Source organism: Variovorax sp. LjRoot175 (assembly GCF_964253805.1).
In the GTDB taxonomy this organism is placed as follows: domain Bacteria; phylum Pseudomonadota; class Gammaproteobacteria; order Burkholderiales; family Burkholderiaceae_C; genus Variovorax.
This window is the reverse complement of the sequence record NZ_CAXURY020000001.1, coordinates 1426964-1450220: the sequence shown is the minus strand read 5'-3', so window position 1 is coordinate 1450220 and position 23257 is coordinate 1426964. Positions and strand designations below refer to the sequence as shown.

Here is a 23257-nt window from a genome sequence, read left to right as displayed (position 1 = left end):
TAATCAGAAGTTTAGAGCACTGCCGGAGGCGCTGTGAGGTCGATGCCGCTTAGGCGTTGAGCCCGCAAGCCACGCGCCAACGCGCAAGGCGGCGGGCGCTACATCAAAGTCAAGCCGACGCCCACGAAACACCGATACGGAATACCCAGCCGGCAGACCAAAAGCTGCCGGCGGATCGAAGCGAGTACCTTGTGTTGATACTGCTGATTCAACTTTGCCTGCGCTGGCTGATGCCAGCGGCCTCGGGCATTGAATCGTCGGCAGAGCGCGCCACCATTGCGCCAATTGCTATAGAAAATATAGCGCGTCAACACCATATCGGGCTCGCGCCCATCCATGCGCCCCCACCCCGGCTGTCATTGAGCTGACGCTCGATACGGTTGCTCGCGTCCGCGCGGCAACCAGCAGCAGCCGGGGCACAGCGGCAATTCCTTCGTTTCGCGACGCGTCGTCCGTGCATCGTTAGGTCCGTCATGGACCGGTTAGAACGATAGAACAGACAAAGGAAACGCATCATGAAGCGGATGCTGATCAACGCCACGCAGGCAGAAGAACGCCGCCTGGCCATCGTCGACGGGCAAAAGCTCCTCGACTACGAAATCGAAATCGAAGGGCGCGAGCAGCGCAAGGGCAACATCTACAAGGCCGTTGTGACGCGCGTCGAGCCGTCGCTGGAGGCCTGCTTCGTCGACTACGGCGAAGACCGCCACGGCTTCCTGCCGTTCAAGGAAATCTCCAAGCAGTATTTCGCCGAAGGCGTCTCGGCCAGCCAGGCCCGGATCCAGGACGCGATCCGCGAAGGCCAGGAACTGGTGGTCCAGGTCGAGAAGGAAGAGCGCGGCAACAAGGGCGCGGCCCTGACCACCTTCATCTCGCTGGCCGGCCGCTACGTCGTGCTGATGCCCAACAACCCGCGCGGCGGCGGCGTCAGCCGGCGCATCGAGGGAGACGACCGCGCCGAGCTCAAGGAGGCGATGGACCAGCTCGAGTACCCCAAGGGCATGAGCATCATCGCGCGCACCGCCGGCATCGGCCGCTCCGCGCCCGAACTGCAGTGGGACCTGAACTACCTGCTCAAGCTGTGGGCCGCCATCGACGGCGCCGCCAAGGGCGGCAAGGGCGCTTTCCTGATCTACCAGGAGTCCTCGCTGGTGATCCGCGCAATCCGCGATTACTTCAATCACGACATCGGCGACATCCTGATCGACACCGACGACATCTACGACCAGGCGCAGCAGTTCATGGCCCACGTGATGCCGGAACACGCCGCGCGCGTGAAGCGCTACCGCGACGACGCCGCGTTGTTCAGCCGCTTCCAGATCGAGCATCAAATTGAATCGGCCTATGCGCGCACGGTGCAGTTGCCCAGCGGGGGCGCGATCGTGATCGACCACACCGAGGCGCTGGTCTCGGTCGACGTGAACTCGGCGCGTGCCATCAAGGGCGGCGACATCGAGGAAACGGCCACCCGCACCAACCTCGAAGCCGCCGACGAAGTGGCCCGCCAGATGCGCCTGCGCGACCTGGGCGGCCTGATCGTCATCGACTTCATCGACATGGACGAGTCGAAGAACCGCCGCGAGGTCGAAAGCCGCCTGCGCGACGCACTGCGCCAGGACCGTGCACGCGTCCAGTTCGGCTCGATCAGCAAGTTCGGCCTGATGGAAATGAGCCGCCAGCGCCTGAAGCCGGCGCTCTCCGAAGGTTCGTCGATCCCCTGCCCCCGTTGCGGCGGCTCGGGCCACATCCGCGACACCGAATCGAGCGCGCTGCAGATCCTGCGCATCATTCAGGAAGAGTCCATGAAGGACAACACGGCCGCCGTGCACGTGCAGGTGCCGGTCGAAGTTGCATCCTTCCTGCTCAACGAGAAGCGCCCCGAGATCGCCAAGATCGAACTCAAGCAGCGCGTGACCGTGCTGATGGTGCCCAACAAGACGCTGGAAACACCCAACTACAAGCTGGAGCGCCTGAAGCACGACGACCCGCGCCTCGACCACATCGAAGCCAGCTACAAGATGGCCGACGAGATCGAGGACCCGACCTCGGTCACGCGACGCTCGCAGGAGCCCACCAACAAGCAGACGCCGGTGATCAAGGGCGTGCTGCCCGATGCACCGGCACCGGCGGCAATGCCGAAGCCCGAAGCGGTGCGTCCGCCGGCAGTCGCCCCGGCGCCCGCGCCTGCTGCGGCCACCCCCGTCGCGCGCGCACCCGCCGAGTCGGGCCTGTTCGGCTGGATCAAGAGCCTGTTCGGCGCCGCGCCGGTCCCGCCACCCGTCCCGCCCACGATTCCTGTGGAAGCGCCCAAGCCGCGCCGCGATGCTCGCGGCGGCCGCGACGGCGAGGCACGCACCGCGCGCGATGGCGAGCAGCGCCGCGGCGGCCGCGGTGAAGGCCGCGGTGGACGCGACGGCGAACGCCGCGGCGGCCGCTCCGGCGAACGCCGCGAAGGCGAGCGCCGCGAAGGACGCGAAGTCCGCGGCGAGGCGCGCAACGACAGCCAGGTCCGCGAACCGCGCGAGCCCCGCGAAGCGCGTGCGCCGCGCGATGGTGAGCGCCGCGGCCGCGGCGAGCGTCGCGACAGCGACCAGCGCCAACTGCCGACCGAAGCAAGCGACGTCCAGCTCGACGCACAGGCGATCGCACCGAATGCGTTCGCAGGCGACGAAGGTGCTCCCCCCGCGGAACGCGCACCGCGCGGACGCGGCGAACGTCGGGAACGCGGTGAGCGCAGTGCAGACGCAGCGCGTGAACGCACGGGCGACGCCGCCCGCGCTGCGAACGCCGACAGCTCGCAACAACAGGACGCCGCTTCAGCCGATCGCGGTGCGCGCGGCGGCCGCGAGGAGCGCGCACCCCGCGGCGAGCGCAACGAGGGCCGCCGCGAGCGGCGCAATGAGGGTGCCCCGCGCCCCGTCGAAACGCCTTCCGCCGCAGAAGTTCAGTCGCTTGCGGCCGAACCCACCGAGATGGGTAGCGCCGATGAAGCAGCAGCTAGCGGGGATTCCGCGCCGCGCCGTGACGGCGACGAGCGCCGGGGCCGCTCGCGCGATCGCTACGGCCGAGACCGCCGCGAGCGCAGCCCGCGCGAAGAGGGCGAAGCGATTGCGGCCGCATCTGCGCTCTCTCCAGCACCCGCCGGCGCCTACGACGGCATCGAGATCGATACGGCGCCGTCGGCGCCTCGCACCGAACGGCCCGCTGTCGCACCCTCCATGCCCATCGTGGTCGAGGCCAAGCCCGCGACTTCGCGCGCTCTGCCGAAGGTTCAGCCCTTCGAGCTGCCGCTGGACGAACTCGCCCAAGTGGCGGAAGGCTCCGGATTGCATTGGGTAAATTCGGATGCCGAACGTGTGGCGCAGGTTCGCGCGGCGATCGCGGCAGAACCCAAGCCCATCCATGTGCCCCGCGAGCGTCCGCCCGCCATCGTGATCGACGAAGGCCCCTTGGTGCTGGTGGAAACCCGTCGCGACCTCGGCAATATGGTGCTGCCATTCGAAGAAGCCGGGCGCGAGGCCGGCGTGCGCCAGTAAGCACAGTGCAGAGGGAGGCAGCCCGCCTCCCTCTTGTTCGACATCGGCAGTTCCTGCCAAACCATTTTGGGGGCCTGCGCCAGCGTCAGCGCCGCCCACTGCGCATCGCTATCGCTTGCCATGCCGCTTACCCAGCGCGCCATTGCAACTTCTTTACAGCCCCGAATACCCCACCAAGCTGCTGCGGTAGCTTTTTGTATTCCTTTTGGATTCTTGCGGCACGCCATATGCTTGCTGCGCCGCAGCAACTCCGTAAGCAAGAACCAAGTCACGAAATCGACGAACGGCGCTTGCAAACAACACTCACTCGTCAATAAGCGTTAACATGTTGTCATACAAAAGACCTACACTTCAGGCGAATATGCTGCACTGCACCAAATCAGTGTAGAGGCTTGTTCACAGAGTGCGCAACTTACATCGCTCAACGAAGGGTGTACGTCTTTTGTTCACAAGACAACGAAGGAATCTTGTGTTCAAATTCTTGCGAATAGTAGTAAAGCGTTACACTGCCACGCTCTGACTCTGAAGTTGAGGCAGCACCCGTCTGGGGGATATTTAAATGTTTCGTTCCGACTCGACCGCACACGGCAACGTGGTCCGACGCTTCACCCCTGATGGCGGCGGATCGTCCGCGCCTCCAGCGTACGTACAACCACGCAGACTCACTCGTCTCGAACGCGCGACGAAGCGCGCCATCGACATCGTGGGCGCGCTGACCTTCTTCATTCTCTTCGGGCCCCTCTATCTGCTCGTTGCACTCGGCGTGCGCATCAGCATGGGCCGTCCGGTCCACTTCTGGCAGAACCGCCTTGGAGAAAGCGGCCAGAGGTTTCGCTTCTACAAGTTCCGCTCGATGGTGCACAACTCCGAAGTGGTGCTGGACGAATTCCTGAGCCGCAACGACATGGCCCGCACCGAGTGGGACACTTTTCAAAAGCTCGAGAAGGATCCGCGCATCACGCCCATCGGCCAGTTCATCCGCAAGCTGAGCCTCGACGAACTGCCCCAGTTCTGGAACGTGCTCAAGGGCGACATGAGCCTGGTCGGTCCGCGCCCCTGCATGGAGCGTCAGCGCAGCCTCTACGGCAAGGGCTGGGAACACTATTGCGCCATGCGCCCCGGGATCACGGGCCTGTGGCAGGTCAGCGGCCGCAACCGCCTGTCCTACGCAAGACGGGTCGAACTCGACATGGAGTACGTCAGCAACTGGTCGTTGTGGCTCGACATCAAGATTCTGTTGAAGACCGTGCGTGCAGTCATCACCGGAGAGGGTTCGAGGTGAGCGTCATTCAGCCGATCGTCCTCTGCGGCGGCAGCGGCACCCGCCTGTGGCCGCTGTCGCGCAAGACCCTGCCCAAGCAATTCGTCCCGCTGATCGACAACAAGAACCTGCTGGTGCTCACGCTCGAACGTCTCCGTCGGTTGAATACCGAGGTGACTTGCGTTGCGGCAGAAGAGCACCGCTTCCTGGTTCAGGAAAGCATCGAAGCAGCGGATGTTTGCGGCAAGCAACTGCTCGAGCCGATGGCACGCAACACGGCGGCCGCCATGTCGGCGATTGCCCTTCTGGCCGACCCGGAACAACTGCTGCTGTTCGCACCCGCCGATCACCACATCCCGGATGCAGACCGCTTCGTCGCCACGATTCAGAAGGGGATCCCTGCCGCGCTGGCCGGATACCTCGTGACTTTCGGTGTGGAGCCGACTTTTCCCAGTACCGCCTACGGCTACATCCGCCAGGGCAACAAGCTCGATGAGGCATTGGGCGAAGAGGCGGGTCATGCCGTGGCCGCATTCGTCGAGAAGCCGGCAGCCTCGCACGCGGAGCAGCTGCTGCTCGCGGGCGGCCACCTCTGGAACGCCGGCATCCTGCTGGTCCAGGCCAAGGTGCTGATCGCCGCAGTCGAGCAACACGCGCCCGACATCCTCGAAAGCTGCAGGCTGGCCACCGCGGCCATCGAAACGGACGGCGATTTCCTGCGCATGGACAGCGCCTCATTCGGCCGCTGCCGCAGCCAGAGCATCGACTACGCGGTGCTCGAAAAATGCGACCGGGTTGCCGTCATTCCCTTCCAGGGTCGCTGGAGCGATGTCGGCAGCTGGAACGCGGTCGCCGAGTTGCACGACGTGGACGGCGACGGCAACCGGATCAGCGGCCAGGGTTTTGCCATGGGTGCGCGCAACACCTTCATCTATGCGCCCAATCGTCCCGTCGTGGCCCTGGGCACCAAGGATCTGCTGGTGGTCGACACGCCGGATGCGCTTCTGGTTGCGCACAGCGACTGTGCCGAACAGGTCAAGGACGTGGTCGCCTTGCTCACGACACAGGGCCACAGCCAGGCCACCCGGCATCGCCGCATTCCGCGACCATGGGGCGCCTATGACAGCATCGACGACGGCGAGCGCTTCGCCGTCAAGCGCCTGACGGTCAAGCCGGGTGCGCACCTTGCGCTGCGAATGCACCACCATCGTGCCGAACACTGGGTCGTGGTCAAGGGAACGGCCAGAGTGGTGTGCGACGACAAGGTGCTCCTGGTCAAGGAAAACGAATCGATCTACATTCCCGTTGGCGCCCGATACAAGCTGGAAAATGCCGGCAAGACCATCCTCGAAGTGATCGAAGTCCAGACGGGCGGCTACCTCGGCGAGGACGACATCGTGCGCTTCGACGATCTGCCCGAGCGTGCCGACGGTCAACGCAGACGACTCGCCTGATCGCTCCGGCCGGGGGAGCACCGGGCCCAACCTTCACCCCGTACCAAGGTCTATTTCCATGAGCGAGTTTCAGAAGCGGATTTTCGTCGCGGGGCACCGCGGCATGGTGGGCAGCGCCATCGTGCGATGCCTGGTCGAGAAGGGCTACACCAACCTCGTCACCCGGAGTCGTGCCGAACTCGACCTGACGGACCAGGCGCAGGTCCGGGCCTTCTTCGCCGAGGAAAGGCCGCAGGAGGTCTATGTAGCGGCGGCCAAGGTCGGCGGCATCCACGCCAACAACAGCTATCCGGCGGAGTTCATCTATTCGAACCTGATGGTCGAAGCCAACCTGATCCACGAGGCCTGGCGCACCGGCGTGAGCAAGCTGCTCTTTCTCGGCTCGAGCTGCATCTATCCGCGGCTCGCGGCACAGCCGATGGCAGAGGACGCACTCCTGACCGGCAAGCTGGAGCCGACCAACGAGCCCTACGCCGTCGCCAAGATCGCCGGCATCAAGCTCTGCGAAAGCTACAACCGCCAGTACGGCTGCGACTTCCGCAGCGTGATGCCAACCAACCTCTATGGCCCGGGCGACAACTACCATCCCGAGAACAGCCACGTGCTGCCCGCGATGATCCGCCGCTTCCACGAAGCCAAGCTCGCGGATGCGCCCTCGGTCGTGATCTGGGGCACGGGGACTCCGAAGCGGGAGTTTCTCTACGTCGACGACATGGCAAGCGCCTGCGTCCACGTGATGGACCTTCCGCGCGAGATCTACGCGGCCCATACGGAGCCCACGGCCAGCCACATCAATGTCGGCAGCGGCGAAGACCAGTCGATCGCGGAACTGGCGCAGCTGGTGAGCGAGGTGGTGGGCTACCGCGGCACCATCCGCTGCGACACGAGCAAGCCCGATGGCGCGCCGCGCAAGCTGCTCGACATTTCGCGGATTCGTCAACTCGGCTGGAAGCCCAGGATGACGCTGCGCGCCGGCGTGGAGCGCGCTTACGAGGATTTCTGCAGCGAAGAACTCATCCCTTCCTGAGGACCTGAATTCCCTGCGTCGATGCCCAGCATGAATGCCACCTCCATCTCTCTGATTCCGCCCGGCACGGGCGGCGTGCGGGACTATGCGACGGTGCTGGGCAATCCGCTCCACGCGCCGCTGATGGAGCTGACACGCAACACCGACACCGCGTCGCTGAAGGGAGAGTTCCTGCTCCTGCATTTCAGCGGCTACGGTTTCCAGAAGCGCGGCATTCCGCTGTGGCTGGTCAAGAAGATCGACGGCTTGCGCACCCAGTTCAAGGCCTTCGGCATCGTCTTCCATGAACTCTTCGCGACCGGCCCGCCGTGGGGCTCGGCGTTCTGGCTCAGCGGCTGCCAGCAGCGGATCGCGCGCGACCTGCTGCTCCTGTCCGATTTCTGGCTGACGAACCGGGAGGAATCCGCGCGCTGGCTGCTGGAGCGTTCCCAGGCCACGCCGCACCGGGTGCTGCCGGTGTTCTCGAATGTGGGCGAGCCCGCCTCGATCGAGACCGAACGGCAGCGCAAGCTGGTGGTTTTCGGCAGCGCCGGCATCCGCGCCCAGTCCTACGAATGGTCGGACGGCGAACTCTTCCGCTGCGCCAAGCGCAACGGCCTCGAGATCCATGACATCGGTCCGGCGATGCCGGGAGGCCCGCTCTCCCAGCGCCTGGTGCAGGAGGGCGTGATCGCGCACGGCAAGCTGTCGGCCGAACAGGTGAGCCTGGCGCTGTCCAGCGCGGACTACGGCGCCCTCGCCTACCCGCCGGACTACGTGTCCAAGAGCAGCATCTTCGCAGCCTACAGTTCACACGCCGTCTGTCCCATTCTGCTGTCGGACGAGTATGGCGTGCACGACGGCCTGACGCCCAATGTGCACTATGCTCGTGGCTTCGACGCGGTCGACCGGTCGGCCGTCGATCCGCGCGTCATCGGACACGAAGCGCACAAGTGGTATGAACCGCATCGCATCGATGCGCATGTCGCTGCGCTTCGGACAATGACCACCGAGGTGCAAAGGTGAGCAACAGCAACGGCATGCAATCCGGAAGGACGCGACCATGAGCGCGATCGCCGCAAGCGTCCCTCGCGCGACGAACCAGGCCGCGTCGCTCAGCCGCGCCGGCCAGCTTTTTCTTGCCGTATTCCTGATCGTCATTTTCGAAGGCGCGGTGCGCAAGTGGGTGTCCTCCGCGTCCACGCTTCCCTTGATCCTTCTGCGCGACCTGCTGGCCCTCGCGCTGGTCGTCTACGCCTTGAGGCACGGCTACCTGAGGCGCCACAAGAAGATCACGGCCGTCATGCTCGCATGGTCCTGCCTGGTGCTCGGCTGGGGACTGCTGCAGCTCGTCGGCGGCGAAAGCTCGCCGGTCGTGTTTGTGATCGGCCTGCGTTTCTGGCTCCTGTACACGTGGTTCGCCGTCGCGGCGGCCGCCGCCATGAACGAAACGGACTACCGGGCTGCGATCCTTGCGGCAGCCCTCGTGATGCTGCTGCTGGCACCGCTGGCCGTGCTGCAGCACTACTCGCCTCCCGGCGCGCGTATCAACACCCAGTTGGACGGCGACGAGGAAAGCGTCTTCGTCGCGGTGGTGGGCGTGGTCCGCACCACCGGGACCTTCAGCTTCACCTCCGGCTATGCCACCTACTTGACGATGGTGGCGCCGCTGGTGTTCGGCATTCTGGGCGCCAGGAAGCGAAACACCAGGCAGTTCCTGTTTGCGATGGCCGTCTTCGTGGCCTTCGTCACCGGCGCGCTGGTGAGCGGTTCCAGAACGGCGGCGATCACCTCGGGCATGATGCTCATGGCCTACCTGCTCGGCAGGCTGCTGTTCTCGAAAGCGCGCAACAAGGTGGGCGCAGCGGTCGCGGTCGTCGTCGTGCTCGCGATGACGGCGCTCTTCGCCTACGTTTTCCGCGATGCCATCGGCGTCACGCAGACACGCTTCGAGCAGGCGGCGCAGGCAGAAGACTTCGGCGAACGGGTTCTTACCGTTCTGTTCGGCGAACCCTGGGTCTACGACCTCATGAGCTGGCTGGGCTACGGCGTGGGCTTCGGATCCAACCTCGCGACCTACGTTCGCACAGGCGCGGCGGATGTCTTCGCGCTCGCGGAAGCCGAAGGCGGCCGCATCCTGATGGAGGGCGGCCTGCTGGGAGTCGCCTACATCGCACTCAAGTACCTGGCGCTGGCCGTCGGCCTGCTGTCGAGCCTGCGGGCCTCGATCAAGACGAATTCCCCCTATGCGGTGCTGGTATGGCTCACCACCGCGCTCGCCGTGGTCAGCTGGCCTGCGCTCGGCCAACTGACGGCCAATGCCCTGCTCGGCATCATGCTGGCCTACGCCCTCTTGGTTCTCCGCTATCCGAGGCTCGAAATCTTCCCAAGCCGCGCCTCGCGATCGTGAGACTGCTTCATCTCATTCCATCCGTCGATCCCCGGGGCGGAGGCCCCATCGAGGGAGTCCGGCGGATCCATGATGCGCTGGCGGGCATGGGGCACGAAGGCGACCTCGTGAGCCTGGACAGCCCCGACGCCGGCTTCCTTGCCGACTATCCGGGCAAGGTGATCGCGACCGGCCCCTCGATCTCGAGCTATGGCTACAACGAGCGCCTGGTGCCGTGGCTCAAGGCGCACGCCGGCGACTATGACGCCGTCATCGTCAACGGGCTCTGGCAGTACGTCGGCTTCGCCGCCTGGCGCGCCCTGCACGGCTCGTCCACGCCCTATTTCGTCTACAGCCACGGCATGCTCGATCCGTGGTTCAAGCACCGCTACCCGCTCAAGCACCTCAAGAAGTGGCTCTACTGGCCCTGGGGCGAATACCGCGTGCTGCGCGATGCGTCCGCCGTGCTCTTCACCTGCGAGGAAGAACGCCTGCTCGCACGGCAGTCGTTCTGGCTCTATCGCTGCCGAGAGGTGGTCGGCTCCTATGGCACCACCGTGCCGCCGCAGGACGCCAAGGCCTTGTCCGAGGCATTTCTTTCGTCCTTTCCCGAGCTGAGGCAGAAGCGCCTGCTGCTGTTCCTGGGCCGCATCCACGAGAAGAAAGGCTGCGACCTGCTGATCGACGCCTTTGCGCGCACGGCGGCCGATGCACCGGATGTCCATCTGGTGATGGCGGGCCCCGGCGACGAAGGCTTGACCCGTCAATTGCAAAGCCGGGCGGCCAGCCTCGGCATCGCCTCGCGCGTCAGCTGGACCGGCATGCTGTCGGGCGACTTGAAATGGGGCGCGTTCCATGCGTGCGAAGTGTTCTGCCTGCCCTCGCACCAAGAGAACTTCGGCATCGCGGTGGCGGAGGCGCTGGCCTGCAGCCGGCCGGTGCTGATCAGCGACAAGGTCAACATCTGGCGCGAGATCGCGGCCGACCACGCGGGCTTCGTCGAGTCCGACACGCTGGATGGCACGATCGCGTTGCTGCGACGCTGGCTGGACTCGACACCCGCCGAACTCGCGGCGATGCGCGTCGCCGCGCTGCGCTGCTTCGACAGCCGGTTCCAGATGGAGCAGGTGGCGCAAATGCTGGTGCGCACCATTCGCGAACACTCGCCGCAACCCGCCTGATCCATGAAGCTGCTCGTCTACGGAATCAATTTCGCGCCGGAACTGACCGGCATCGGCAAATACACCGGAGAAATGGTCGCGTGGCTGGCCGCGCGAGGACACGAGGTGCGCGTGGTGACCGCGCCGCCCTACTACCCCGACTGGGCGGTTTGGCCGGGCTACCGCGCCTCGCGCTACACGCAAGAGACCTGGCGCGGCGCCACGGTGCTGCGCACGCCGCTGTGGGTGCCGCGCAAGGTCAGCGGCGCGAAGCGTCTTCTGCACCTGGCGAGCTTCGCGCTGGCCAGCGTGCCGGCCCTGTTCGCGCAATGGCGCTGGAAGCCCGACCTCGTGTGGGTGACGGAGCCACCGCTCTTCTGCACGCCGGCGGCGCTGGTCTTCGCGCGGCTGCGCTCGGCCAAGACCTGGCTGCACATCCAGGATTACGAAGTCGACGCCGCCTTCGAGCTCGGCCTGCTCAAGGGCGCGCGCCTGCGCGCCTTCGTTGCCGCGGTCGAGCGCGGCCTGATGCGCCGCTTCGACCGCATCTCCACCATTTCACAGCGCATGATCGAGCGCGCGAGCAGCAAGGGCATCGAGGACGCGCGACTGATTTCCCTGCCCAACTGGGCCGACGTCTCGGCCATCCAGCCGTTGCAAGCGGACAGCCCCTACCGCACCGAACTGGGCATCCCGTCCGATGCCGTGGTCGCCCTCTATTCGGGGAACATGGGTGCCAAGCAGGGGCTGGAACTGCTGGCCGAGATGGCCCTCATGCTGAAGGACCAGCCCAACCTCCACTTTGTGTTCTGCGGCAACGGCGCCGGCCGCGCCGAACTGATGAAGCGCTGCGAGCAGCTCGCCAACGTCCGCTTTCTCGATCTGCAGCCGGTCGATCGGCTCGGCGACCTGCTGGGCCTGGCGGACATCCATCTGCTGCCCCAGCGCGCGGATGCGGCGGACCTGGTGATGCCCTCCAAGCTCACCGGCATGCTGAGCAGCGGCAGGCCCGTGGTGGCCGGCGCACGTGCCGAGACCGAGCTCGGCAAGGTCGCATCCGAATGCGGCGTCGCCGTGCCGCCCGATGATGCAAAAGCTTTTGCTGCAGCAGTGGTCTCGCTGGCTTCGCAGCCCGGGCTTCGGAGCGAACTGGGGCTGCGTGCCCGCGCCTATGCCGAAGCGCGATTCGATCGCGATGCCGTGCTGGCACAGTTCGAACGCGATCTGCAGGCGTGCGTGGCGCGCATGGCGCACCGTCCGGCCACCTGACGCCACCCTGCTGCGCCGGGCAGCCGCCCGGCGCCTTCCGTCACTGCTCTTCGGGCAGGATGCTCTCGTAGTTGTAGTTGGTGTAGCGGTAGCGGCCGTACTTGTACGGGGCATAGGCGCGACGGCCCACATCCATCGCATTGAGCAGCACGCCGGTGGCAGCCTTGCCGCCCATCGCCAGACGGCGCGTGCTTTCCTTGAGTTCGCCCATGGTGGACTGGTCGGCGCGCGCCACCAGCAACACCGTGCCTGCATGCGTCGCGACCGTGGAGGTGTCGGCGGCGACCAGCACCGGCGGCGTGTCGATGACGACCAGGTCGTACTGCTCGGACAGGCGCTCGAGCGCCGTCTTGAACGAGTCCGACACCAGCAGTTCCGACGGGTTAGGAGGCAGTTGGCCCGTGGCCAGGAAGTCCAGGTTGGGAACCACCTGGCGGTGCACGGTCTGCTGCACCGTCAAGCTGCCTGCGATCAGCTCCGAGAGCCCGCCGTGGCGCTGCAAGCCGAAGTACTGGTGCGTGTGGCCGCGCCGCAGGTCGGCGTCGATCAAGAGCGTGCGCTTGCCGGCAGCGGCCATGAGGGCGGCGAAGTTCGCCGTCACGAAGCTCTTGCCGACGCCTGGGGTGGGCCCGGTGATCAGCACGCGGTTGTTCGGCGACTCCAGCATCGCGAACTGCATGGCCGTGCGCAGGCTGCGCAGGCTTTCCACGGCCGGATCGTCCGGACTCTCGATCGCCAGCAAGCGGACGCCGGTGGCGCCGCTCAAGCGTCGCTTCGCGATCGCACTTTGCACAGGACTGAGCGGAATGGTCGAGAAGACCGGCAGGCCGGTATCGGCTTCCACCTCGTGCGGGTCTCGCAGGCGCTGCTCGATGAAGGAGCTGCGCACGAACGCGGCGACGATGCCGAGGAACAAGCCCAGGGCCAGCGCGGCCGCGACGATGACCTTGCGGTTCGGCTTGACCGGAACCTGTGGCACCACCGCCTCGTCGAGCACGCGGACGTTGCCGATCTTGCCTTCCTTCACCAGGCGCAGCTGCAGCGCGTTGTTGAGCAGCTGCTGGTACAGCTCGGTGTTGACCTTGACGTCGCGCTCCATGCGCACCGCCTCCTGCTGGATGGCAGGCAGGCCCTTGATGCGAGCCTGGATCTCGCCCATGTCGGTCTTCAACGCCGCGATCTGGCTGTCGAGCGTCTGCACGGCCGGATGCGCGGAGGTGAAGCGGGCCTCGAGCTCGCGCCGGCGCTGCTGGGCATCCAGCAACTTGGTCTGGCGATCGACCGCCTGGCCCAGGACCAGCGCCGCTTCCTCGCTGAAGGCCACCGTGCCCTTCTGGTTGCGATAGCGGTTGTAGACCTCTTCCGACGCCTCCAGCTGCTTCTTGAACTGCGGCAGCTGGACATCGAGGAAGGCCAGCGTCTTCTGCGCCTCGGCGGCCTTGCGCTCGATGTTCTGCTTGACGTACTGGTCGCCCACGGCATTTAGCACGCGCGTCAGCTTGAAGGGGTCCGTGTCCTGCAGGGCCACGTTGATGATGCCGGAGGTTTTGCCCCGCTCGGTCAGTATCAGGCTGGACTGCAACGCAATGGTGGTCGGCAGCATCGCGTAGCGGTAAAGATTGAACAACGCGCCCGGCTTGCCGGCGAGTTCGGTCACCGTCAACTCGATCGGCCCGCTGCCGGTGTCGGCCTTCAGCGGCGTGCCGACGGTGCCGGTGAGCTGCTGCATGCCGGGATAGTCGAGCGTGTACTGCTTGTCGGCTTTCGCCGTCACCGTGAACAGCCCGCCTTCCATGTGGGTCGGCACGTCGAACTTCGACACCAGGATGCGTTCCGTTCCCGACACATAGCCATGGAGACCCAGGAAACCGGGCTCGGAAAGGCCCGTGGCTCGCCGCGCCAGCCAGCCGCCGACGTAGGGCACATAGCGCGGGCTCGCCGCAATGTAGAGCTTGGTCGCTTCCACCGCCTGGCCGGCGATCATGCGCGAGCGGATGATCTCGATCTCGGCATTGGCCGGCGTCTTCACGTCGATCAGGCCGCCGGCCTCGCTGAGAATGCCCTTGCCGCCGGTGCCCGTGTCCTCGACCTGAACCACCATGTTGGACTCGTAGATCGGCCGCTCCAGGAACGCGTAGGTGGCACCGATCAGGAACACGACGAGGGTGATCGCCGCGATCAGCCACTTGTTCGAGAGCAGCACGTCGATGTAACGCCCGATGTCCAGGTCGTCCTCGTCCGCGCTGCTCATGATCTGCGAGGTGGGGCTTGTTTTGGGAGTGAGAGTGGAATTCATCAACTGGATACTCTTGAAATGCGTTTGACCCACTGCTGCGCACCGCCTTCAATGAGCGCAAGCGACCGTTCGAAAGCGCTGCGACCCGCGCGGTACGGATCGGGCACGTCCTGGTCGCCGAACTCGCAGAGGCGAAACACCTTGCCGGCGGCGAAGAGGTAGCGTTCCTGGACCGTGCGGCGCTGCTCGCGATCCATCACGAGGATCAGATCGGCGCGCTGGCACATGTCGAGACTGAGCTGCCGCGCCCGATGTTTTTCGAGGCTGATGCCGCGCGCGTCCATCAGTTCGCAGGCGATCGGATCCGCGCGCTGGCCGGCCATGGCCTGGAGGCCCGCCGAACTGATCTGCACGCCGGGCAAGGCCGCGGCCACCAGGCCTTCGGCCATCGGGCTGCGGCAGATGTTTCCGATGCACACGACGAGGACGTTCCGGATGGTCACGGTCTGCCTATCGCCCAGTCGTGCCGCCGCGCGAGCCCAGATCGCGATAAGAAGTCGCGGTCGTGGCCGTCGGAAGGATCAGGCTCAGGACGCGGTTCCACTGCACGAGCGGGACCGGATCGACATAGACCACGTCCTTGGGACGCAGCGCAAAGCCGTCTGCAAGCGCAATCGCCGTCGGCGTGCGCGCATCGAGGTGGAAGATCGCCTGGCCTTCGGTCTCGTTGCGGATCACGTAGATCTGGCGCGGATTCGCAGTCCCCAGATTGACGCCGCCGACCTCGGTCAGCGCATCGTTCAGGCTGAGCCTGCCGTTGCGCATCATCACGCCGGTCTGGATGCCCACCTCACCCATCACCGTGACCTTGCGCTCGTCGCGGCCGCGCACCATCACCATGTCGCCCGACTTCAGCGGGATGCGGCTCGGGTCGATCCCTGCCTCTGCCAACGCCATCAGGTCGAGGGGAATGGTCCTGCCGTCGCGCGTGAGGTTGATGGCGGAACGGTCGCCCGTCGGGGCCAGGCCGCCGGCACGGTTGAGCGCCTCGGCGAGCGTCATCGGGATGTCGGTGAACACCATCAGGCCGGGAAGCCTGACCTCACCTTCGATGTAGGCGCGCTTGCTGCGAAAGGCTTGGACGCGAACGCTGAGCTGGGGATTCTTGAAGACCCGCGACAGCCGCTGCACGAGCGTGTTCTCCAGTTCCTGGACGGTCATGCCGTCGACCTTCAGCGCACCGACGTAGGGGAAGCTCAGCTGCCCGGTGTTCGACACGATGAAGCCGGGCGCCGGCGACACGCTGGCCGGATCGGCCACCGTGGTGGCGGGGATCGCGCTGAACACGATCTCCGGGTGGTCGTAGACCACGATGCCGACCACGTCGCCCGGCCCGATCTTGTAGACCTCGGGGGTGCCGACCAGCGCCTTGACCTCGGGCGGAACCGAATTCCCGACCGCAGCGCGCTGCGCCCGGATCAGCTGGGGCGTGATCGAGGTGATCGCACCGGGCGGCGGCGGATCGATCTCGGAGGTCGAAAAGCCCGACGGCGAGACGGCCTGGGCGGCGTCGTTGCTGGCGGAACGGAACCCCGGTGCCAATGGCGCGCACGCCTGCAGCAGCAGGCCGGCCGAGGCAAACAAAGCGGTGTGTAATAGAAAACGTTTCAAACCCAACTCCGCGTTCGTGACCAGAATGAATACTTTTGCAATCAGTTACGACTGTACATCAGTCAGCGCTGAGGTCAAATTCTTTCTCGGCGTAGATCATTAGGCAGAGAAAAAATGCGCGTGTAGGCAGAAACGCCGAGACAGCGAAAGCTTCCGTATTGGCCGTGGATATTTGATAGTTAGCTATCAATAAGATAGCTAACCGAGCCTCGGAATAGGCCTAATTTCAGGGGTTCTCGGTCTGCGCCGCACGCTTCCAGGCGGCGGAAGCCTGATCGGCGTCGTCCCGAGCCTCGGCCAGCTGGGCCAGAGCCTGCCAGCTTCGCCGATGCAGGTTCGGGTCCTGTAACGCCAAGCCAGCTTGCGTGAGCAATTGTTGCGCCTTGCCCCAGAGCTGACGCTTCATGCAGGCCATGCCGGCCAGGTACTGCAGGTTGGCGTCGCGCGGGTTGTTCCGCTGCGCCGACTCGATGCGCGCCAGCCATTCGGCATCGACCGAGTCCAGACCCGCTTCGAGCGCCCGCACCAGCTTCACGCGCAAGGACTCGCCGAGGCTCTGGGGCTGCGCCACCATGCGCTCCCAGACCGGCAGCAGCCATGCGCGCGCCAGCGTGAGATCGCCACGCAGCGCCACCATGCGCTGGGCCGCGTGGATCGCGACCTCCGGCATCTCGCGCTCCCAGGCCTCGAACTCACCCCAGGCGCGCAGCAGCTGGGCCGGGTCGTGCGCGCCCGAGAGCAATTCGGTCGCCAGCCCACGCACGATGCTCTGCGCGGCCGAATCCGAGAAGGCGCGATGCTTGGCCAGCAGCCGCGCGGTTTCGAGCGCCTCGAGGGAGCGCCGGTCCTGGCGCGCCGCCTTCAGCCGCAGCCGCAAGGCCAGCGTGCGCCGCTGCGCGCCCTGCGGCAGTTCCGCGAGCCGCGCCAGCGCCGCAGGCGCATCGCGGTCGTCGAGCGCCCAGCGGGCGGCGCGCAGCTGCACGCCTTCGCGCGTTTCGAGACTCGCGAGAACTGCGCGATCGGCGCTCTCGTTGAGCGCCTGCTGCAGATGCGCATCGCGCGCCGCGCGATCCTGCAGCGCCTGCGCGCTCTCGGCCGCGAGCAGGTGCGACAGCACCCGCACCTGCTGGGCCTGCGGCAGCCGCGCGTCGAGCGCGGCCAGTGTTCTTTCCTGCGTGAGCGCCGCCTGCGCCGCCTTGCGCGCGCGCGAGAAGCGGCCGGCCAGCAATTGCGCCAGCGCGTCGAGCAGGGCCGCGTACAGGGCGCGCTCCTTTTGCTGCAGGCGCCACTGGCGCGCCTGCCTGGGCAGCGAGAACAGGGCCGACAGGCCGCGCAGCGCCACATAAAGCAGGCCGAAGGCCGCCAGCAGGAGCAGCAGCACGAGATTCAAGGAGAGGTCGACCCGCCACGGCGGCCAGAAGACGGTGACCGTGCCCTGGTTGTTGCCGGCGAACAGTGCCACCGCGGCCGCGATGCCGAACAGGGCGAGAAACCAGAGTGCCGCGCGCATTTAGGGCCTGCCCTAATCCTAGCGCCCGGCAGCAGCCGTCGCGAGCGCGGTCAGCGTTTCGTCGATGCGCGGCGGCTCGCTGGTTCTGACCTGCGCCTGCAGCTGCTGCACCAGCGTGGCGGCGGCCTGGACGCGGCGCGAGGCCGGATCGAAATAGCGGTTGAGCGAAGCCGACACGGTGGCCAACTCGTTGCGCGCCGTGTCGACCTGCCGCGACAGCAGGGCCAGACGCGCATTGAGGAGCTGGAGCTTCAGGTTCTCGCGCAGGAAGAAGGTCTGGTCCGGCGAGAGCAGCACGGCTTCGGGCCGCTCGATGCGCCCCACGCGCAGCAGCGAGCGCGCCTCGCCGCGCACGATCAGCAGGAAGCGCTGCCACCAGGGCGCGTCGGCCGGCACCGGCTCGGCCTGCCACGAATTGAGGCCCGCACCGCGCACGGCGACCGCATTCAGCGGCGGCAGATCGTCGACGCTGCGCATCAGTTCGTCGAGCTTCTGCAGCGCTTCGCCGCTGTCCGCGCTGGCGCTGGTGCGCAGGCGGTCGGCATCGCGCTGCATCGCGCGCTGAAGAGGCGCGAGCCGCGGCTGCGCGGCACGCGCGATGCGCAGGTCGCCGGCCTTGAGCGCCGCCAGCAGCGGCTGCACGTTGCCCGTGACCTGCGCCTGCTGCAGCGCCAGGCGCACGGCCGACTCGATGTCGACCACCAGGTTCTCGTCACGCGAACGCGACAGGCTCTGCATCAGCTCCTCGAGCTGCGAACGCTGCAGTGCGACTTCGGCGACACGGGTTTCGGTCAGGGCCAGCCGCCCGGCCGTGTCGCGCACCACCTCCTGTGCTTGCCGCGCCAGGGTGCGGGCCTCCATGGATTGCGCCAAGGCATCGGCGCTCTGGCGCGCGAGCTGCTCCTGCATGCCGCTGACCTTCTGCCAGAGCGCCACAGCGATCACCAGCGCCACCACCGCGACGACGGCCAGCAAGCCCACCACGACCCTGGAGAGGACGGCCGATGCCGCCGCGGGCGTGACCTGCAGCGTGGCCGGCAGGGGCGCACGCGCTGCGGGTTCCTGCAGGCTTTCGTTCAACACGGAGGCATCGCTCATGCGAAGGATTCTATCGACGCGACCAGCGCCGCCAGGCCGGGGGAAGAGACACGCACCGTGCCGAAACCCGCATCCCGCGCGGCCTCGGCGATGCGGGCATGGGTGGCGATCGCGCGTGCCGAGCGCCAGCTCGTTGCCGGTAGCGCGCGGCACAGGTTGGCGATGGCTTCGGAGCTGCTGAAGAGCCAGATGGCACGGCCGCCCGCACCCTCGGCGGCCACTTGCCGCTCGGCAGCACCCCAGGACGGAACCAGCCGCCGATAGGCCACCACCGTATCGCAGACACCGCCGGCAGCGGCGATCTCGCGCGCCAGCCAGTCGCGCCCCGCCCGCTGTCCCGAAGCAGCGCCGCCGCGCACGATCAGCACGCGCGCACCCGGACGCACCTGCGGCTGCACGCGCGCCCACAGGGCTTCGGAATCGAACTGTTCGGCATCGGCGGGCGGCGCATCGATCGACGAAGCAGGCACGCCGGCCGCCTGCAGGGCGCCGCAGGTGCCGGGCCCGGTGGCCCAGAAGCGCTGGCGCAGCACGGAGGGGAGCGCGGCGCCGGCGCGAAAAAAGTGCTCGGCAGCCGCGGCGCTCACGAACATCAGCGCGTCGTAGTCGGGCAAGCGTTGGCGTGCCGCCTGCAGTTCCGCCGGATCGTCGAGCGGCTCGATCACGATCAACGGCAGCGAAACGGCATCCAATCCCGCGGCGCGCAATTCGCCCACCCAGCGCGCCGCCTCGCGCGCGGGGCGCGTGACGATCACTGGAGCGGACGGCATCTCATCAGTGAGCGCCGGCGTCGCGCAGCAGTTTCGCGGCACCCACGCCCAGCGCATCGGCCTGCGCGAAGTCTGAGGCTTCGGCCAGCGCGTGAATCTTCACCAAAGGCGCCGCCGCGTCGGGGTCGCCCCAGGCCGCGTCGATGCGCAGGCTGCCGTCGGGCTGCCAGCGTGCATGGGCCGCAAGCGGCATCGAGCAACTCCCGCCCATGGCGCGGCTGACGGCGCGCTCGGCCGTGGTGGCGAGCCAGTCGCTCTGCTTCGACAGCGGCGCCAGCAGCGCGATCAAGTCGGCGCGATCGGCGCGCACCTCGATGCCGAGCGCGCCCTGCCCGGCCGCGGGCAGCATCGCATCGGGCTCGAAGACGGCGCGGATGCGGCCCTCGAGGCCGAGCCGCTTGAGTCCGGCCGCGGCGAGCACGATGGCGTCGTATTGACCTTCGTCGAGCTTGCGCAGGCGCGTGTCGAGATTGCCGCGCAGCGGCTCGATGCGCAGGTCGGGCCGCAGCGCGTGCAGCAGCACCACGCGGCGCAGGCTGGAAGTGCCGACGACCGCGCCCTGGGGCAGCGCATCGAGCGACGCATAGCGCGGCGACACCAGCGCATCGCGCGGATCTTCGCGCGGCAGCACGCAGGCCAGCGCGAAGCCCTCGGGCAGATCCATCGGCACGTCCTTGAGGGAGTGCACCGCGATGTCGGCGCGCCCTTCCTCGAGCGCAAGCTCGAGCTCCTTCACGAACAGGCCCTTGCCGCCGACCTTGGCGAGCGAGCGGTCGAGGATCTGGTCGCCGCGGGTGGTCATGCCGAGCAGGCTGACCGTATGGCCTCGGGCCTGGAGCAAGGACTGCACGTGCTCGGCTTGCCAAAGGGCCAGCCGGCTCTCGCGCGTGGCGATCACGATGTTGCTCAAGGTCATTTCCATTGCTGTGGGGGATCGGTGGAATGCTAGCATGTTGCATCGCAACAACGCATGCGCCAATCGGGTCCGACGAGGAGAAATTTCGAATGAAAACAGCCCCCACCACCGCTTCCGCACCCCGGCGCCGCAACAGCGACGAACAGCCGCTGATCGACGACATCCGCCTGCTCGGCCGCATCCTCGGCGACGTGATCCGCGAGCAGGAGGGCGAAGACAGCTATGCGCTGGTCGAGAAGATCCGCACGCTCTCAGTGTCTTTCCGCCGCGATGCCGACCATGCGGCCGACCGCGCGCTCAAGAACCTGCTCAAGGGCCTGAGTGCGGCCGAGACGGTGCGCGTGATCCGCGCCTTCACCTACTTTAGCCACTTGGCGAACCTGGCCGAGGACCGCCACCAGATCCGGCGCCGCACCGAGGCCGAGCGCGCCGGCGAGAACGCCGAGGGCAGCCTCGAGGTCGCGCTGGCACGCATCCGCAAGGCGGGCATCGCGCCGAAGGCCGTGGTCGAGTCGCTCGCCCACAGCTACGTGTCGCCGGTGCTCACCGCCCATCCGACCGAGGTGCAGCGCAAGAGCATCCTCGACGCCGAGCGCGCCATCGCGCAGCTGCTCACGGCACGCGACGAGATCAAGCTGCACCAGAATGCCTTCGCGGGAAAGAAGGACACGCTGACGCCGCGCGAGTACGCCGAGAACGAAAGCCAGATGCGCACGCGCGTCACCCAGCTCTGGCAGACGCGGCTGCTGCGCTTCTCCAAGCTCACCGTGGCCGACGAGATCGAGAACGCGCTGAGCTACTACGAGGCCACCTTTCTGCGCGAGATCCCACGCGTCTATGCCGAGCTCGAAGCGGCGCTGGGCCAGGGCGCCATCGCGCCCTTTCTGCGCATGGGCCAGTGGATCGGCGGCGACCGCGACGGCAATCCCAACGTCACGGCCGAAACCCTCGAGTACGCGCTGCGCCGCCAGGCCGAACTGGCGCTGCGCCACTACCTGACCGAGGTGCACTTCCTCGGCGGCGAGCTGTCGCTGTCGGCCACGCTGGTCGATGTGTCGGTCGAGATGCAGGCGCTGGCCGAGCGCTCGCCCGACAAGAGCGAGCACCGCGTCGACGAGCCCTACCGCCGCGCGCTGACCGGCGTCTATTCGCGGCTGGCGGCCACGCTGCGCGAGCTCACCGGCGGCGAGGCCGCGCGCCATGCGGTCGCGCCGCAGAACCCCTACACGCAGGCCGAAGAATTCCTGGCCGACTTGCGCACCATCGAAGACTCGCTCAGCGACAAGCACGGCTCCGTGCTGGTCGCGCAGCGCCTGCGCCCGCTGATCCGCGCGGTCGAGGTGTTCGGTTTCCATCTCGCGACGGTCGACCTCCGGCAGAGCTCCGACAAGCACGAGGCCGTGGTGGCCGAACTGCTCGCCACCGCGCGCATCGAGCCCGGCTACGCCGCGCTGGCCGAGGAGGCCAAGCAGACGCTGCTGCTGCGCCTGCTCGACGATGCCCGCCCGCTGCGCGTGCCCGATGCCGAGTACTCGCCGCTGGCGCAAAGCGAGATCGCAATCTTCGCCGCCGCCCGCAAGGCCCGCGCGCGCTACGGCGCGGCCGCCATCCGCCACTACATCATCAGCCACACCGAGACCGTCAGCGACCTGCTGGAGGCGCTGCTGCTGCAGAAGGAAGTGGGCCTGCTGCGCGGCACGCTGGAAGAGAACGCCACCTGCGACCTGATCGTGGTGCCCTTGTTCGAAACCATCGAAGACCTGCGCAACGCGGCGCCGATCGTGCGCGCCTTCTACGCCTTGCCCGGCATCCAGGCGCTGGTGCAGCGCTCGGGCGCCGAACAGGACGTGATGCTCGGCTACAGCGACAGCAACAAGGACGGCGGCATCTTCACCAGCAACTGGGAGCTTTATCGCGCGGGCACCGCGCTTGTGGCGTTGTTCGACGAGCTCAACAAGAAATCGAAGACCTCCATCCGCCTGCGCATGTTCCACGGCCGCGGCGGCACGGTGGGACGCGGCGGCGGACCGAGCTACCAGGCCATCCTCGCGCAGCCGCCCGGCACGGTGCGCGGCCAGATCCGCCTGACCGAACAGGGCGAGGTGATCGGCTCCAAGTACGCCAACCGCGAGATCGGCCGGCGCAACCTCGAAACCCTGGTCGCCGCCACGCTGGAAGCCACCCTGCTGCCCTCCGCCAAGGCCGCGCCCGCAAGCTTCCTGGCGGCTGCCGGCGAGCTCTCGGCGGCCAGCATGGCGGCGTATCGCGAACTGGTCTACGAGACACCCGGCTTCGGCGACTACTTCTTCAGCGCCACGCCGATCCGCGAGATCTCCGAGCTCAACATCGGCTCGCGCCCCGCTTCGCGCAACCCCAGCCGAAAAATCGAAGACCTGCGCGCCGTGCCCTGGAGCTTCAGCTGGGGCCAGTGCCGACTCACGCTGCCGGGCTGGTATGGCTTCGGTTCGGCGATCGAGCAGTTCCTCGCGGCCGCGGGCAGCGCCGCGGCGCGCAAGGAGCGGCAGGCGCTCCTGCAGCGCATGGTCGCGCAGTGGCCCTTCTTCAGCACGCTGCTGTCGAACATGGACATGGTGCTCGCCAAGAGCGACCTGGCCCTGGCCTCGCGTTATTCGGAACTGGTGGCCGACCGCAAGCTGCGCCAGAAGGTGTTCTCGATGATCGATGCCGAATGGCACCGCACTTCCGACGCACTGACGCTGATCACCGGCGCGAAACAGCGGCTCGAAGGCAATGTCGACATGCAGCGTTCGATTCGCCACCGCTTCCCCTACATCGATCCGCTGCACCATCTGCAGGTCGAGCTGATGCGCCGCTGGCGCGCGGGACAGGACGATGAGCGCCTGCAGCGCGGCATCCACATGTCGATCAATGGCGTGGCGGCGGGCCTGCGAAACACCGGCTGAGAAGCCGGCGAGAACGCCGTGTACGCCGCTTCCTACGTGAACATCCGGCGAAGCAGA

At 67.0% G+C, this 23257-nt stretch carries 16 protein-coding genes; 9 read left to right on the top strand and 7 right to left on the bottom strand.

Annotated features, from left to right (window positions below; all coding sequences use genetic code 11):
- Positions 1-515 precede the first annotated feature (515 nt).
- The 8 genes from ACSQ89_RS07240 to ACSQ89_RS07205 all read left to right on the top strand — a co-directional run bounded on the left by ACSQ89_RS07240 (position 516) and on the right by ACSQ89_RS07205 (position 12075).
- A complete protein-coding gene (locus tag ACSQ89_RS07240; protein ID WP_436292591.1) occupies positions 516-3536 on the top strand; it encodes an Rne/Rng family ribonuclease in 3021 nt (1006 codons plus the stop codon).
- A gap of 559 nt (positions 3537-4095) precedes the next feature.
- The gene (locus ACSQ89_RS07235) at positions 4096-4818 is read left to right on the top strand and encodes a sugar transferase (RefSeq protein ID WP_093106635.1); all 723 of its coding nucleotides are present in this window, start codon (positions 4096-4098) and stop codon (positions 4816-4818) included.
- Positions 4815-6251, top strand: a complete 1437-nt coding sequence (locus ACSQ89_RS07230; RefSeq protein ID WP_436292590.1) for a mannose-1-phosphate guanylyltransferase/mannose-6-phosphate isomerase — start codon at positions 4815-4817, stop codon at positions 6249-6251. Before ACSQ89_RS07235 ends, ACSQ89_RS07230 begins: the two co-directional genes overlap by 4 nt.
- A 58-nt stretch (positions 6252-6309) precedes the next feature.
- A complete protein-coding gene (gene fcl, locus ACSQ89_RS07225) occupies positions 6310-7278 on the top strand; it encodes a GDP-L-fucose synthase (protein WP_093106640.1) in 969 nt (322 codons plus the stop codon).
- Positions 7279-7308: 30 nt separating this feature from the next.
- On the top strand, positions 7309-8283 hold the full coding sequence (locus ACSQ89_RS07220; RefSeq protein WP_436292589.1) for a hypothetical protein: 975 nt from the start codon (positions 7309-7311) through the stop codon (positions 8281-8283).
- 37 nt (positions 8284-8320) lie between these two features.
- Complete coding sequence (locus tag ACSQ89_RS07215; protein WP_093106646.1) at positions 8321-9667, top strand: hypothetical protein; 1347 nt, start codon at positions 8321-8323, stop codon at positions 9665-9667.
- The gene (locus ACSQ89_RS07210; protein ID WP_436292588.1) at positions 9664-10827 is read left to right on the top strand and encodes a glycosyltransferase; all 1164 of its coding nucleotides are present in this window, start codon (positions 9664-9666) and stop codon (positions 10825-10827) included. Before ACSQ89_RS07215 ends, ACSQ89_RS07210 begins: the two co-directional genes overlap by 4 nt.
- 3 nt (positions 10828-10830) lie before the next feature.
- Complete coding sequence (locus ACSQ89_RS07205; protein WP_436292587.1) at positions 10831-12075, top strand: glycosyltransferase WbuB; 1245 nt, start codon at positions 10831-10833, stop codon at positions 12073-12075.
- A 40-nt stretch (positions 12076-12115) separates the two neighbouring features.
- On the opposite strand, the gene ACSQ89_RS07200 is transcribed toward ACSQ89_RS07205, so the two are convergent.
- The 7 genes from ACSQ89_RS07200 to hemC form a co-directional block, all read right to left on the bottom strand.
- Positions 12116-14326, bottom strand: coding sequence for a polysaccharide biosynthesis tyrosine autokinase (locus ACSQ89_RS07200; protein WP_436296152.1), 2211 nt, complete (start codon positions 14324-14326; stop codon positions 12116-12118).
- 44 nt (positions 14327-14370) lie between these two features.
- Positions 14371-14814, bottom strand: coding sequence for a low molecular weight protein-tyrosine-phosphatase (locus ACSQ89_RS07195; protein WP_436296151.1), 444 nt, complete (start codon positions 14812-14814; stop codon positions 14371-14373).
- 7 nt (positions 14815-14821) lie between these two features.
- The gene (locus ACSQ89_RS07190) at positions 14822-15955 is read right to left on the bottom strand and encodes a polysaccharide biosynthesis/export family protein (protein WP_244503857.1); all 1134 of its coding nucleotides are present in this window, start codon (positions 15953-15955) and stop codon (positions 14822-14824) included.
- Positions 15956-16208: 253 nt separating this feature from the next.
- Positions 16209-17492, bottom strand: coding sequence for a heme biosynthesis protein HemY (locus ACSQ89_RS07185; protein ID WP_436292585.1), 1284 nt, complete (start codon positions 17490-17492; stop codon positions 16209-16211).
- 18 nt (positions 17493-17510) lie between these two features.
- A complete protein-coding gene (locus ACSQ89_RS07180) occupies positions 17511-18590 on the bottom strand; it encodes a uroporphyrinogen-III C-methyltransferase (RefSeq protein ID WP_436292584.1) in 1080 nt (359 codons plus the stop codon).
- Entirely contained in the window at positions 18587-19360 is a 774-nt protein-coding gene (locus ACSQ89_RS07175) for a uroporphyrinogen-III synthase (RefSeq protein ID WP_436292583.1), read from the bottom strand. The genes ACSQ89_RS07180 and ACSQ89_RS07175 overlap by 4 nt, the downstream gene beginning before the upstream one ends.
- A 4-nt stretch (positions 19361-19364) precedes the next feature.
- Positions 19365-20282: a hydroxymethylbilane synthase gene (gene hemC / locus ACSQ89_RS07170; protein WP_436292582.1), complete on the bottom strand. Its 918-nt coding sequence runs from the start codon at positions 20280-20282 to the stop codon at positions 19365-19367.
- Between the two features lie 83 nt (positions 20283-20365).
- Between hemC and ppc the strand changes: the two genes are divergently transcribed.
- On the top strand, positions 20366-23200 hold the full coding sequence (gene ppc / locus ACSQ89_RS07165; protein WP_436292581.1) for a phosphoenolpyruvate carboxylase: 2835 nt from the start codon (positions 20366-20368) through the stop codon (positions 23198-23200).
- The last annotated feature ends 57 nt before the right edge of the window (positions 23201-23257 follow it).